The organism is Methanosarcina sp. 2.H.A.1B.4 (assembly GCF_000979385.1).
Taxonomy (GTDB): domain Archaea; phylum Halobacteriota; class Methanosarcinia; order Methanosarcinales; family Methanosarcinaceae; genus Methanosarcina.
Genome location: NZ_JJOV01000082.1, coordinates 85,002 through 100,282 on the forward strand (window position 1 = coordinate 85,002; position 15,281 = coordinate 100,282).

Annotated in this window: 8 protein-coding genes; 6 read left to right on the forward strand and 2 right to left on the reverse strand. The window is 41.3% G+C overall.

The genetic code is table 11. From position 1 onward, the window contains the following. The first annotated feature begins 1 nt into the window (after nucleotide 1). The 5 genes from fpoN (at nucleotide 2) to EO92_RS16795 (ending at nucleotide 12,806) form a co-directional block, all read left to right on the forward strand. Nucleotides 2-1,477 carry a F(420)H(2) dehydrogenase subunit N gene (gene fpoN / locus EO92_RS13630; protein ID WP_048172391.1) on the forward strand — a complete coding sequence of 492 codons (1,476 nt, stop codon included), beginning with the start codon at nucleotides 2-4 and terminating at the stop codon, nucleotides 1,475-1,477. Between the two features lie 13 nt (nucleotides 1,478-1,490). Next, nucleotides 1,491-1,853: a F420H2 dehydrogenase subunit FpoO gene (locus EO92_RS13635; protein WP_048172393.1), complete on the forward strand. Its 363-nt coding sequence runs from the start codon at nucleotides 1,491-1,493 to the stop codon at nucleotides 1,851-1,853. Nucleotides 1,854-2,588: 735 nt separating this feature from the next. Continuing rightward, entirely contained in the window at nucleotides 2,589-6,704 is a 4,116-nt protein-coding gene (locus tag EO92_RS16790) for a VWA domain-containing protein (protein ID WP_052734366.1), read from the forward strand. Between the two features lie 843 nt (nucleotides 6,705-7,547). Next, nucleotides 7,548-8,906, forward strand: coding sequence for a nitrous oxide reductase family maturation protein NosD (locus EO92_RS13645; RefSeq protein ID WP_235283337.1), 1,359 nt, complete (start codon nucleotides 7,548-7,550; stop codon nucleotides 8,904-8,906). 555 nt (nucleotides 8,907-9,461) lie between these two features. Then, on the forward strand, nucleotides 9,462-12,806 hold the full coding sequence (locus EO92_RS16795; RefSeq protein WP_052734367.1) for a nitrous oxide reductase family maturation protein NosD: 3,345 nt from the start codon (nucleotides 9,462-9,464) through the stop codon (nucleotides 12,804-12,806). A 336-nt stretch (nucleotides 12,807-13,142) separates the two neighbouring features. Here EO92_RS16795 and EO92_RS17915 read toward each other — a convergent pair whose 3' ends face one another. Both EO92_RS17915 and EO92_RS13655 read right to left on the reverse strand, forming a co-directional pair. Further along, nucleotides 13,143-13,250, reverse strand: coding sequence for a MetS family NSS transporter small subunit (locus EO92_RS17915; RefSeq protein ID WP_200896781.1), 108 nt, complete (start codon nucleotides 13,248-13,250; stop codon nucleotides 13,143-13,145). Nucleotide 13,251: 1 nt separating this feature from the next. Continuing rightward, the gene (locus tag EO92_RS13655; RefSeq protein ID WP_082108143.1) at nucleotides 13,252-14,544 is read right to left on the reverse strand and encodes a sodium-dependent transporter; all 1,293 of its coding nucleotides are present in this window, start codon (nucleotides 14,542-14,544) and stop codon (nucleotides 13,252-13,254) included. An 8-nt stretch (nucleotides 14,545-14,552) separates the two neighbouring features. Between EO92_RS13655 and EO92_RS18650 the strand changes: the two genes are divergently transcribed. After that, the coding region (locus EO92_RS18650) for a transposase (RefSeq protein ID WP_048172425.1) at nucleotides 14,553-15,281 on the forward strand (729 nt) is incomplete at its 3' end.

A 15,281-nucleotide genomic window follows, 5' to 3' on the forward strand; every position in this document is an offset into this window, starting at 1 on the left:
AATGGAAGAATTAATGTATCTTGCACCTGAAATTGTATTAGTTGCAACCGGCCTGGCCGTACTTATGGCCGGAGTCTTCCTGTCCCCCAGGTCTAAGAATGTACTGGGTTACCTGGCAACCCTGGGAATCCTTGCAGCCCTTGTCCTGACGGTTAAAAGCTTCGGGCTTCTGAGGATGGAAGACTTCCAGGTTGGATATTCGATTTTCTCAGAAACTCTGAGTATCGATGCCCTCTCCCAGTTTTTCAAACTGGTCTTCCTGGCAGTTGCTCTGATTGTTTCGCTTGCCTCAATCAAGTACACTGAAAACAGCGAGCACACAGAAGAGTTCTACACCTTGATGCTCTTTGCAACCGTCGGAATGATGTTTGTAGCATCGGCAAACGACCTGATAGTGCTCTTCTGTGCCTTTGAACTGGCAAGTCTTGCAACCTATGCGCTTGCAGGCTTTGAAAAGCAGAACGCAAGGTCCCTCGAAGGAGCCATGAAGTACTTCGTGATCGGCTCGGTTTCTGCAGCGCTCATGCTCTTCGGGATTTCCTTTGTCTACGGGGCAACCGGCACTACCAGCATCCCAATTATTGCTGCAAACTCCGGCCTCCTGACACAAAACCCTATAGGGCTTGTTGCAGTCGTGCTGCTGATTGCAGGTTTCGGCTTCAAGATGGCTCTGGTGCCCTTCCATATGTGGGCTCCGGATACCTATCAGGGGTCCCCTTCAGTTGTTTCCGCCCTGCTTGCAGCCGGGTCCAAGAAGATGGGATTTGTGGCAGCCTTCAGGATTTTCATTGTGGCTCTTGCAGCCCTCCAGCCTGACTGGCAGCTTGCTTTCACAATCCTGGCAGTGGTAACAATGACCTTCGGAAACGTGGTCGCAGTTGCTCAGACCAGCGTAAAACGCATGCTCGCCTACTCCTCCCTGGCACAGGCAGGATACATTGCAATGGCTTTTGCGGTAATGACCCCGGTGGCTCTTACAGGCGGTATCATGTACGCCCTTGCCCATGCTTTTATGAAAGCAGGAGCTTTTATCGCAGCCGGAGTAGTTGTCTGGATGGTAACCTCGGAAAAGAGAGGAAACCTCGATATCCCCGATCATCTTGACAGCTTCAGGGGCCTTGGGAAGAGAATGCCTCTGGCAGCCCTTTCCATGACGATCTTCGTCTTTGCCCTTGCAGGTATCCCCCCAACTGCCGGCTTCATGGCCAAGTTCGTGCTCTTCTCCTCAACCATTGAGGCAGGCATGACCTGGCTTGCAGTGATTGCAATCCTGAACAGTGCCCTTTCACTGTTCTACTACGCAAGGCTTGTGAAATACATGTACTTCCTTCCCCCCGAAGGTAAAAAGGTCAGCATTCCTTTCCCATACGCAGCCTCTCTTCTTGTTGCAGTGGCCGGTGTACTGGCAATGGGTCTCTGGCCCGAACCCTTCATTAAGTGGGCAATGGAAGCAGCAATGGTACTATTACCATTCTAAGGAGGTATGAGAAATGACAGATTGTGATCTTTGCGGGCGTGCAATCCCGACCGTCATCCCGGTCCGGGCTATCCGCCCCCTCCTCAAATTCGCCTACCCCAACGGGGTCTGGAAAGGTCTCTGTGAGACCTGCCTCGATTCCGCCCAGAAAACTTACTTAACTGTAAACAAAAATCAGACTTCATGCAGAAAAGGTAAATGCGCCCTCTGCGGAGATAAAACCGGAGTTTTCTCCGTGGAACTGCAGATCCCTGACTTCTCAAAGGGAGTCGTAAAAAAAGATGTGGATCTCTGCTACAGGTGCCTGAAAGCAGCCGATGAGTCTTATCTCAGGCATAAAAAAGAGCAGATCGAGCAGGAACACGCACATCATTAAGTAAAATCAAAGCTGCTTTTATGGCGGCTTTATTTTCTTTTCTTTTTTGGCTCTTTTTTCTTTCGTTATATACGGAAATTCTTATTTGTGATATGAATTTCTGAGTTGTTTATCCTATATTTATTAGGTTCACTGTGCTGCATAACTAAAACCATCATAACATTTTATATTTTTTAATTTCTATTATACAGTACTGAAAACCCATTTTAAAATGTGAAGTGGCTGTAATCTTTAAAAAAGAGTCTTTTTTCTGAGCAAGTTTTTACCTCTGACAGCTTCGAGGTAAGTTTTATTCCTTATTGTAAGTGCTTTTTGTGTCCTCATCCAGAGCTTTGGATCTAAGTTGAGAGATCATTTGACCGAAAAATTTCGTTGTTAATATATTTATGATAAAAACCAAAACACAATTAGCATATACGGTCGCTGGATTAGTAATAATTATTAAAATTTTTAATGTTCTGATGTTATAAAGTTTAGATGAGAATTCATCACAGCATGACCTCTGCATATTCCTGATTATACATCTTAATTTTGAGGTGGAACGCTTTTTTATAAACAAGAATGGTGGTTGAATGACTTTGAAAGCATGTACAAGAATCGTTATTTTGTTATTTTTTTAATTTTGATACCTGGAACTGCTAATGCAGAAGTTTCTATTTCTGATGGATTCGATCCAAAATTAGAATTCAGCAATATTGGATTGCTTGGGTACGCTTGTAAAAAGTTGGTGGTAAAGTGAAGCAAAAACTAGGTGTGGTGATTGCCGCTTTGTTAATACTCACCTTTACGGTGAGTGTTGTCAGTGCTGAGGATTCTGGAGAAACACTAAAAATAACTGCGAAGATCCCCGAAGATCTCCTTAATGATATTGGTGAAGAGGTTGACTCATTAACATATGTTGATGACTGGGGGATATCCAAAGACCAATTTAAGATAATGCTTGCTGTCTTAGCATGGGGAGAAGGCAATACTGGGGGATATGCAGCACATAGCAACGATCCTACTGATGAGTGGCATAAAGATTTACCGGATAATTTTCACTTTAGTGGCGGGCTTGGACCATTTCAAATGACTGTGACTGATGAATGGACTACAATTGAGAAATTAAACTCTGAAAAAGCCCTCGATGAAACAATAATACGACATAAAAGATATAGTTCAGGTTCCTTTAAAAACCTGGAGGATGTTAGGTCTAAGTTAAAAGGGCAGTGGTTTGCCTATTGCCTCTCGTCGGAGAACAATGGAGAATTTGAGGTCAAATGGAAACAAGCAACTGGAACCAATTGGGATGACGTAAAAAATACAAACAAAGAAACTAAAGATTCTCCATTGGATTGGACGAAAATAAAAGAAGAACTAAAAAGTTATGAACATGAAGAAGATGCAATAAAAGATATTGGCACGAAAAGATGGATAATCTCTAAAGAAGATAACGTTAAAAATTATAACGGGGATACGATAGAACTTAATAAAGATCTTCCCACTTGGTTAATCAGTGCCAAAAAAATTGCAGGTAAAAAAGCCATATATAAGTATTATTATACCTATGACGATGCTCAGAAAATTGAAATATGGGCATATTCTAATCCTAGTGACACACAACATGACAAAAAAAGTATATTCGTAAGGACATACAACAAAAATGATAAACAACAAAGTCCTGACAATGATGGTTTCACACTGAATCATCCGGTACTAGATGAGGCAGAAGGTAACGCTAATGTGGTGCTAGTTATCGACCGTTCGGGTAGCATGTCTGGTACACCAATTTCCAATGCTAAAAACTCAGCGAAACAATTCATAGACCAAATGGGATCTGAGGATAAAGCAGGGGTCGTATCTTTCAATTCATATGCAAGTCAGGTTTATCCCCTAACCAGTCTTACTGATGATGAAAAGAAAATCATTAAAAATAAAATAGGCTTAATTTCTGCCTCAGGTACTACTGCAATTGGAAGCGGCTTGGAATTTGCTTTAAATGATTTACAGGATAACGGTAACAAAAATAGTCCTCATGCAATTGTTTTGCTTTCTGATGGACAGCATAATACAGGAAAGCATCCAGACAAAGTGATCCCCTCTCTACAAGAGAAAAAAATAAAGGTTTACACTATTGGACTTGGTTATTCTGTTGATGAATACTTGCTAAAAAATATTGCTACAGAAACAGACGGCATGTACTTTTATACTCCTTCGGAAAGCCAACTAAATCAAATATATAATAAAATTGCTGGAAAAGTTCTTGCCTTGGATACTGCTAACGAGCTCACCATGAGTATGGTTACTAATGACGTTATGTTAGTAGATGTTGACATAGACACCTCAATGAAGAAAGCATCCTTTAGTACTAGTTGGCCAGGAAGTAATGTAGACCTCGTATTGTCCAAACCTGATGGGTCGATGGTAGATCCCTCTGTGGCAGATTCAGATCCTAATATTGAATATTTGAGTGGTTCCACTTATAAGATCTACAAAGTCACAGATCCAGAACCTGGAAAGTGGACTATGGAATTGACTGCGACCGACATGCCAGCAGGTGGTGAGGATGTTTATGTCACTGTCCGCGCGGAATCAACGCTATCCATGTTACTGTCTACTGATAAAGACCAGTACAACCAGGGTGAAATTGTAAAAATCATTGCTAATCTTTCTGATGCAGGAACTCAAATCACAGGAGCTGATGTCAATGTCAATATTACTCTCCCAGATTTGAGTATTAAACAGATTACACTGTATGATAATGGTGGCAACGGAGATGGTGAAGCAAAGGATGGAGTATATGCAAATTATTTCGTGGATACTTCTTTAATGGGAGATTATAAAGTTGATGCTACATCTACAGGAAGTTTACCTGATGGATCTCAGTTCACCAGAATTAATGATACTTCCTTTGAAATAATCTCGGGAACAAGTTCGATCTCGCTTTCACCAGAACACCTGCCCCTAGATGGAAAGGCTGGGGGACTGATTACCGAGAACGTTACTGTCAGTACATCTCAAACCTCAACATTGGTTACAATAACACCGACTTTACTCCAATCAGAGAATGGTGATGTTATTGATACAAGTAATATCAAAGTAGATCCAACAACAGTCAATGTTTCGGCAGGGGTGCCTGAAAACATTCTAATTACAATAGATGTACCTGAAAGTGCAGTTTCTGGAAATTACACTGGCAAAATCGTTGCAACTGGTGTTGGAGGGGGTGATTCTTGCACTGTGAATCTACATGTAACAAAAGGTGTTGTAACAGATAATGTCGTAGCTCCTGTGATCAATTCAGTTGATTTGTATCCAGCAAACCCCACCCCCGGCTCTGTGATCGCTGTTACAGTCAATGCCACAGACGATGTTGGAGTTAACAGTGTAAAAGCAAATGATATTTCACTCCTTAATCAGGGTGGAAATCTCTGGACTGGTGACATTACAGCACTTGAAGGCACTCATTCAGTGAATGTATCTGCTGTGGACGAAGCAGGCAACATTGCATGGGATAATTCTATTTCATATACTGCTCTGAAACCCGGTAATTTACCTCCTTCCTCAATAAACCTCCAATCCACTAAAGGTACTACCTGGATCAACTGGACCTGGACCAACCCAACAGACCCTGACTTCTTCTACTATGAAATCTACCTTGACGGCGTCTTCCAGACCAACACCTCCGCAGAATACTTCAACGCTACCGGCCTCGAACCCGAAACAAGTTACACCATCGGCATGCGCACTGTGGATATTAACGGAAATATAAGTCAGACATGGGCTAATGAGACTGTGACAACAAAGAAGGAGTTCGTGCTTGGTATCGAATTTCCTGTAGCAAACTTCAATACCAACGTTAGTGGAGGGCATACTCCTCTTTCAGTTCAGTTTAATGACAGGTCTGAAAATGCATTTTCTTTTAACTGGAGTTTTGGAGACGGAACATCTTCAACAGAGAAGAACCCGATTCATACTTACTCGACAGCAGGAGTCTATACAGTTAAACTGACCGTAAGTAATGAAAACGGTATAGATTCAAAGTTAGCCACAATAAATGTTTTAGAAACAGAAGGTAAGAAAATCTGTGATAAAACTAACAAAGTTTGTAAATCAGTCTGCGAAGAAAACGACCCCGTTTGTGAACTGGTCTGTGAAGAAACCAAACCAACCTGTAAGGAAACTAAGCCAGCCTGTAAGGGACGTAAGCCAATCTGTAAGGAAACCAAGCCAATCTGTAAGGAAATCAAGCCAATCTGTAAGGAAATCAAGCCAATCTGTAAGGAAAGTAAACCAACTTGCAAGGAAACCAAGCCAACATGTAAGGAAACTAATCCAGTCTGCAAAGAAGTTAAATTAGTATGTAAAGAAACTAAACCAACTTGCAAGGAAACTAAAGAAATGAATAAAGAAGCTGAAAAAGTAAGTGAAGAAGCTGAAGAAGTAAGTGGAGGCACTAAACAAGTAAGTGAAGAAGCTGAAGAAGCAAATGAAGAAGCTGAAGAAGCAAATGAAGAAGCTGAAGAAGTAAGTGAAGAAGCTGAAGAAGTAAGTGAAGACGCTGAAGAAGTAAGTGAAGACGCTGAAGAAGTAAGTGAAGACGCTGAAGAAGTAAGTGAAGGCACTAAACAAGTAAGTGAAGACGCTGAAGAAGTAAGTGAAGGCACTAAACAAGTAAGTGAAGAAGCTGAAGAAGCAAGTGAAGACACTAAACAAGTAAGTGAAGAAGCTAAAGAAGCAAGTGAAGACACTAAACAAGTAAGTGAAGAAGCTGAAGAAGTAAGTGAAGACGCTGAAGAAGTAAGTGAAGAAGCAAGTGAAGAATCAAGTGAAGAAACTAATGAAGTAAACCAGAATATTGAAAAAGTCTGAAAGTTACTAAGCAATTTACGATGTTGAAATCTCACAAACTCGTAATGTAAAACAATCCATTCAGACTTTCATTAAAAATAATGTAACTATTCAGGTAGCCTTGTGAAGGCTACCAATTTTTCTTCTTTCCGAGGAAAAATTGGGTATAAAATGATTTCTTTTTTCGATTGTGAAACGTGAAGATATTCTTGCTTAGTGTGCTTCAAACCATGAAATTATTGCTTACATTGTGAATTTTTAATCTCAAATTAAAGAACTCAATGAAAGATTGATAGCCTTAGGGCGTGTTTTAAAATTAAATTTGATAATACAATTGGGATAGGACTTACACATTTGAACTGAAAACCGGTAGTATTAAACTGTTATATCTCTAAAGTGTATATTTTAACCATGATGTCTAATGTATCTGAATTTATACCTCGAGTGAATAAGTCCTATGTAATAAATTTACGGTTTTGAACTTTATATCAACAATGCCCACTATCCAAATACAGAAATGGTTTGAATTTTAAGACAGCTTCTTAGTAAAATGAAGTAATTAGTTACTAAAATTTATTGATACTGGAAATTGTACTTAAGTCCAACCGGATATCTGATCAATTCGTTTTCTTCTCTGTAGGAAAATTTCATGATTGGTAGCCATTTTTTTTTCGTGTAAAAACAAAGTAACAGTTGATATATATAGTAATGAACTTGATAATATCATAAGAAATAATAGTCATTATGCACGGGAAGTGTCGGTTCAAAATTTATCTTATCCTGAACCTGCAGGGCTGTGTAAACTATCTGGGAGGGGGGTTAGTTCTGAAAATCATACTTATCGGAGATTGTTTTACCAGGCTAATGAGTGCAACGCTGGGAATTGCTTTGCTTCTGGTTTCTGCAGGCGTTGGGAGTGCAGAGGTCATTTATGTGGAGCCCGGAGCTTCAATTCAGGCTGCGGTAAATAACTCTACAACCGGGGATTTCGTTATTGTGAAAGCCGGGGACTATGAGGAAAATATCGTTGTCAATGTTTCGGGGGTAACGGTCACTTCGGAACCTGAAAACCCTGGTGGCGTTTTTATCAGAGCGAGGGACGAGAACTCCAGCGTATTGCAGGTTAAAGCTGATAATGTAACTATCAGCGGCTTCAACATAACCGGTTCAGGAGAGTTTTTCAGTGTTTTTGAGGCTGTCAGCTTCAGAAATTCTTTTATCTCCAGAAGTTCAGGCAACTTGAGTGTAAATAATATGCCAGAAGTGAGAAAGGCTTACGGGCCCGGTTCAGGAGAGATCTTTGTCTCGAGAGCGACCGGGTTTGAATGTCCTCAGACAGGAATCTGCCTTGATCAGGTCGAGAACTGCACAATCGAAAGAAACTATATTTTTGAAAATCAGTATGGAGTTTACCTTCAGGGCTCAATGAACAATATCCTCTCGAACAATACTTATTTCCGAAACGGCATCTGGATTGATGAAGGGTGCAGCAAGAATATGGCAATAAACAATTCCATTGAAGAGGGAAATGTTATTCTTGGCGCACACTGCTGGGATAACGCAATATCCCGGAACCGGCTTTCGAACGGAGGAGGGATAGGGGTTGCGTGCTGCGGGGGAGGAAACCTCGTTTCGAACAATGAGATCTTTAATTGCAGTACAGGGATTGATTTATATGACACTCAGGCACGGACTGTTCTTCGTGACAATATGATTACGGACTGCGATTATGGGATTTACCTGATTTTAGTCTATGGTTCCACGGTATATAACAACACAATTTCGAACAGCAGCAGAGGCATTTTTTTGAGAGAAAACAGCCAGAATAATGAACTGTTCAACAACACGATAACTTCCAGCAATGAATCCGGGATCTATTTGCTGGACTACAGTACTGACAACCGCATCTATAACAATTACTTTAACAACTCTATAAATGTGAAGGCTGAAAACAGTGAAGGAAATAGCTGGAACACCACAAAAACGTCTGGAATAAATATAGTGAAGGGCCCATACCTGGGAGGCAATTTCTGGGCTGACCTGAACGGGACCGGTTTTTCTCAGACTGCTGAAGATTCGGACTCCGACGGGATCTGTGACCTGCCTTATTACGTTAACGGGAGCGACTTTGACTATATCCCGCTTGCCGAACCTCCTTCTTTACCTCTCTTTTTATGGTTTAATTCTACAGGAGAAATAACAAATAATACTGATAGCTGTTGATGTCGTGCTTTAAACTCTTGCCTTCTTTTAAACTCTATAAACTATGATTCTCTGCCGCCTATCTTTAGAAAACGTGCTTCTCTAACTTCCTATCTCTCGTAGTTTTCCAGTTGCCATTAGATAATTATATCTGCCCGTATGCTTAGCTTCTTTCATAGGGCACTGCAAAAATCCTCGCACCTGACTACGGATAATAGCAACTATTGATATTTTGAAATATGGATCTATTTATTATTATCACGTTGCCTAAAGTATTACATTTACATAGATATGTATTACATTTGCATAGATAAGTATTACATTTGCATAGATAAGTATTACATTTGTCCCGATAAAATTACCCGGTTCAGAAAAGGGTTTTCACAGTTCCCATTTGTATTAGTTCACCGAACCTGTTTAAATTCCCCATATTCAATTCGGTCAGTATCTTAAGTAGATAAAACAGCATTAAAATAATTTAAAACAGGTAAAAATCTGGCTGCTCTCAAAACAGAACTAAATGGAGCTTTGAAACAGGTTCACAAAAACATGAATGGTTCATGGGAGTGGGAATTAATGAGAGCAAACAGAATAATTATTTTAGTAGCTATTGCACTTATCACGATTGAAGTTTACAGCTCCGCGTCCGCAAAGGAAATTACTGTAGATGACGATTCTGGAGCGGATTTCAGATCAATTCAAGAAGCAGTAACCAATTCGTCTTCTGGAGACACGGTTATAGTTAGATCTGGAACCTACAGGGAAAACATTATTGTAAATGTGACCCGGCTTAAGGTCAGGTCGGAATCAGGAAATCCTGATGTGCTGGTGGAACCTCTGGATGAAAACGAAAGCGTATTTCATATAAAAGCCGACAATGTGACTCTCAGTGGCTTTAACATAACAGGAGCTGGAGAGCCTTTCAACTATCCCTGGGGAATTATTGCCCGAAATTTTGCAGACCCTGTGAATTTACGCGGGGAATCTTCTCCGGAATACGCTCGCACTTCTGCAGCAGAGGAGATTTTTAAGACCATGGGATACGGAAACTACCGGCCTCTATGCGGAATCTACCTTGAAAACGCCAGCAATTGCATCATTACCGAAAACGCACTTTTTGAAAACTATAGAGGAATTTACCTTGATAATGCCAGTTATAATACTATCTCGAAAAACCTGCTTTTCAATGATGGGATCTCTCTGAGCGAAGGAAGCGAGACAAATAATCTGACAGGGAACCTCATTGAAAAGGGTTACATTTTAATGGGCCCATGGTCATCGAATAATTTTATAGCCGAAAATGAAATCTCAAACGGCGGAGGGGTAAGTTTCGCCTGCTGCGGGGGAGGCGATGTAGTATCCGGAAACACGATCTCGAATTGCTCCAATGGGATCGATGCATACGATCGGGGCATAGATATTCGGAATAATACGATTACGGACTGTTTTCACGGGGTAGATATTTCTCAGGCGAGTGGAACCAGAATTCATAATAATATGATCTTGAACTGCAGCATCGGAATTAATCAAGGAGATGCCTGTTATGGTATTGAAATACTCAACAATACAATAACTTCCAGTGCAGAATGCGGGGTTTCCATTCCAGATCTGGAAGGTGGGGAATGGATCTATAATAATTATTTTAACAACACTATAAACGTAAAGCTTGGAATTAGCAAAGGAAATACCTGGAACAATTCCCTTACTCCGGGTACTAACATTGTCGGGGGCCCGTATCTTGGAGGAAATTTCTGGGCAAACCCGACTGGTACAGGTTTCTCTCAGACCTCAGAGGATTTTGACCTTGACGGGATTTGCGATACCACTTATGAAATAGGAGGCCCTGAAAATATCGATTATCTGCCTCTTTCAACGCCTCCCGAATCGGTGCCCATAACTGTTGGAGATGATGAGCAGGATGCCGATTATGATTCAATCCAGAAGGCTGTTTCGGCTGCGGAACAGGGATCAACCATTCTCGTTTATCCGGGGACTTATATAGAAAACGTGGCTGTGGATGTGCAGGGCCTGAAAATCTACTCCCGGTCCATCAACCCTGAAGAGGTTACAGTTCAGGCTCTTGATCCTGATGACAATATCTTCCATGTGAATGCAAACAATGTCACAATCTGCGGGTTTACGGTGAAAGGCACAGGCATGAAATCCGGAGGGAAAGCGGGAATCTACTTAGACTCCGTTTACGGGTGTGGGTTATGCAACAACAGTGTGACCGGAAATGCCCTCGGTATCGTCCTTCAGTCTTCAAGCAATAATATCCTCACCAAAAACAGTGCAGGGATCAACGGGAATTCCGGAATATACCTAAACTTTTCAGATAACAACCTTTTGATTAATAATACTGCATACAATGTGAACTCTTCTTCAGGACCTGCTATTTATCTGTCGAATTCGGGCTCAAATATCCTCCGCGATAATGAGATTCTGGCCAGTTTCTGTGGAATCTTAATGGAAGCTTCGGAGAATAATACAATCATCCGTAACAGCCTCAGGGAAAATACGGACTGCGGAATTCTGCTGTCTGATTCCAATAGCAACAGGCTGTATGACAATTATTTCAACAATTCAATAGATGTAAAGCTGGAAAAGAGCGGAAACAATACCTGGAACACGGAAAGGACTCGGGGAACGAATTTTATGGGGGGTCCATATCTTGGCGGCAATTTCTGGGCAAAACCTGATGGTAGCGGCTTTTCGGAAACTGCTACAGATTCCAATATTGATGGAATTAGCGATTCTGCTTACAATATCGAAAATACAGGCATAATTGATGCCCTTCCTCTTGCAAGAGCTCCCGGACCTGTATTGCTTATAAAGAACAGTTCTCCTTTTGCAGATTTTCTCACGATTCAGGATGCTGTGGACTCCGCAGTTCCGGGAAGTACTGTTCTTGTCTATCCCGGTACTTATGAAGAAAATGTCCTTCTGGATGTGGACAACATAAGCCTTGTTTCGGAATCTGCGGATCCCCGGAGCACAATTCTCAGGGCTTCCAATACAACCGAGCCCGTGATTAAAGTGACTTCAAAAGGCGTTATGATTTCGGGATTTTACATATCCGGACCATATTCTATATGGAAAGAAGCAGCCGGGATCTACCTGTACAACACTTCCGAAAACACCATTAAGAGCAATATTGTCTCCGAATACCTTTATGGGGTGTATCTGGTTTCTTCCGACCGGAACAACATTACAAACAACAATGTCGAAAACAACCAGAGGGGATTATACCTTAAAAATTCGGAAACTAATTTACTGAACAACAATACGGTTTTAACCAATATTGAAGGTATTGTTTTGGATAGTTCAGGCAATAATTCCCTTAAAAATAATACCGTATACCAGAACGAATATCAGGGAATCTACATTTATTCCGGAGAGTATGGTTTTGCAGATTCAAATCTGATCAGAGATAACCTTATTTCCGAAAACGATTATGGGATTTACACATCTTTCTCTGAGAACAATACAGTGAGGAACAACACCATAAATCTCAATGACATGGGAATTCTCCTCTCTTATTCGAGTGATAATCTATTCAGGGACAATCTGATAGAATCAAACAGGAATTTCGGGCTTTACCTGGCTGCGGGCAGTAACAATACTTTCTATAACAACCTTTTCAACAACACCCTGAACCTGGAACCCGCCTATGGAAATAAGAATATTAGCTGGAACACTACAAAAACTTCTGGAAAGAATATCGCAGGTGGACCCAGCATAGGGGGCAATTTATGGGCAAAACCCGATGGTACGGGGTTCAGCCAGAACTGTACGGACCTGGACGAGGACGGGATCTGTGATCTTCCCTATGAAGTTAATGAGAGCGAATTTGACTATCTCCCTCTGTCCTTCGCTTCGGGATCACAGGAAATCGGAGATTTTCTGGGAGTTGCACTGTAAGTGCAACAGCACGAGGTCTGTTTCTCTTCGCTCAAGCAGACTAAGTTATGGATTTTAGCAGTGAGTTTCTCTAAGAAGGACTCCGCGAAATCTTATTCGTCATACCGGGTCGTTCCTGTTACAATCGACGCAGGAGAGCGGTCTTCCAGACAAAAATGAAGAAAAAAGAGAAAAAAGCCAGAAAGTAAAAACAGCTGAGGACATCTCTAACAAACAAGTATATCGAAAGAATCGGGGAAACCGATAACTTTCTGTTTCGTTTTGCTTTTTTCTGTTTCTTTTGTTTCTGTATTGGTCAACAACTCGCCCAAATGACTTTATTTCTTCACCTTTCTCTCAGGGAATCCTTTTTCTCAGGGCTATGCTCAGGCAGAGCCCCAGCCCTCCGTAAAGGATTATGAACCCGAAAACAGCCATCAGAATGCTGCCTGTCGAGAGCATCATTTTACTCTACCTCCTTATTGATAAAAGGCGCAAGGAAAGAGATGAGAATTCCAAGGGCAATTACTCCGGCTCCGACCATCAGGGCTGCAGGATCATAACCTTCATAAGGTGCAGCCAGGTTTGACCGGGTATCTATGTAGACGAGGTACATCAGGACAACCGGAATCACCACTTTTATGCAGGCATTCCACCAGGCTCCGGCCATGAAATCCGAATAAGTATTGACCCATTCTCTTATCTTATCTGCACCATAGATCCAGCCGATTGCAACGGTTTCGAGGATGCCAACTATAATCAGCCCGTAGGTATTGATGAAGTGGTCTATGATATCAAGCCAGTAAATCCCTGCCCTGGTTGCATAGATCAGGCTGAAAAGCAGCCCAAAGCCGATAGTGATATCAACTGCCCTGCTCCTTTTCATATTAAACTTGTCCATTATTGAGGAGGCAAAAGCTTCCACAAGGGAGATGAGGGAGGAAAGGGCAGCAATTACGATGCACAGGAAAAAAGCAACTGCAGTAAGAGTTTTTAATCCCGGGAGCATATTAAGGGCTTCTGGCAGCACCACAAAGGCAAGGCCTATGCTCTGGGCTACTACTTCTTCAATTCCGAGCCCTTTTGCATAAGCCATGTGTCCGAGAGTCCCGAAAACCACAAAACCCATGGTGAAACTGAAGGCTCCGTCTGCCAGGCTGACAATGAAAGCGTTGTTTACGATATCGTTCTTTTTTGGAAGGTAACTTGAATAAGTAATCATTATTGCCATTCCAAGACTCAGGCTGTAAAAGGCCTGTCCGTAGGCTGCCTGCCAGACATTTATGTCTGTGAGTTTGCTGAAATCCGGCTTCAGGTACCATTCAATTCCATTGATTGCGCCTTCAAGGGTTATTGCTCTAAGTACTAGCACGATAAGAAGAACCCAGAGAAGAGGAATAAAGACTTTACTTGATCTCTCAATTCCAGCCTGCACGCCTTTTTTTTCTATAATCCAGATAACCAGCCAGGTCAACAGCAGCCCTATAAGGACCGGATAGGAAAAGCTCCCCAGGTTCCAGGGAGAACTGGAGACATTCAACAGTTCGTTATTGAAAAAGGCTTCCGTGTCCGCACCCCAGCCAAGGGTAAACGCTTTTAAAAGGTACACAAGGCTCCAACCCATTATTACAGAATAATAAGTCGTAATTATAAAGCTGGCAATTACTCCCCACCAGCCTATCCATTCGAAACTTTTTTTCGCCCTTTTAACCTGACTTTGACAGTTATATAAAAATAAGTGCTCTTTGTTTTGTGTAATTCGATCAAATGAACATCACAAAACAGAGAGCATTCCCTACAATTCCTAACAAGAATATATGTGTTTCTATCGGCTCGATCCTTGCCGTCCAGCTCTTTTATGAAAAGCTTAATTTCTGTGATATTTTTGGCAAACATAAAAGCAAAGGTCTTGATCTCAATAGTTTACTAATCGGTTTGTTAAGCTACAAATTGACTGAGAATTTTAGTATCAAAGAAGCTGGCAATTGGTTAAATCAGGAAGAAATTCTCGAGGTCTTAAATCTTGAAAAGTTTCATGAAAGAGTTCTTTACAGAACTCTTGAACTCTTAGGACGTAACAGAGAGGAAATCCTCTCTGACATTCTGGCTTCTCTATTTTCCGTATATGATTTTGAAGAGACGAATATAAATCTGGATTGGACGAGTATAGTCCTTTACGGAACTAAATCCAATCTTGGTAAATACGGATATAGCAGAGATCACAGGCCTGATAAGCTGCAGATAACAGTTGGAATTAGTGAATTAGCTGACCCCATTAACATTCCTATTGGAGTTACAGTGAATAAAGGAAACGTTCTTGATCTTGAGCACTTTTCTGACACTTATAACCAGGTAAAAAGTAAACTCAAAAAAGGTTCTCTTATTGTTTTTGATAAAGGTGCTAATACTACAGAGAATATCAAGATTATACAGGAAGATGAGATGGAGTATCTCACCTCCATGAAACTGAATACAAGTGACGACAAAATAATTGAG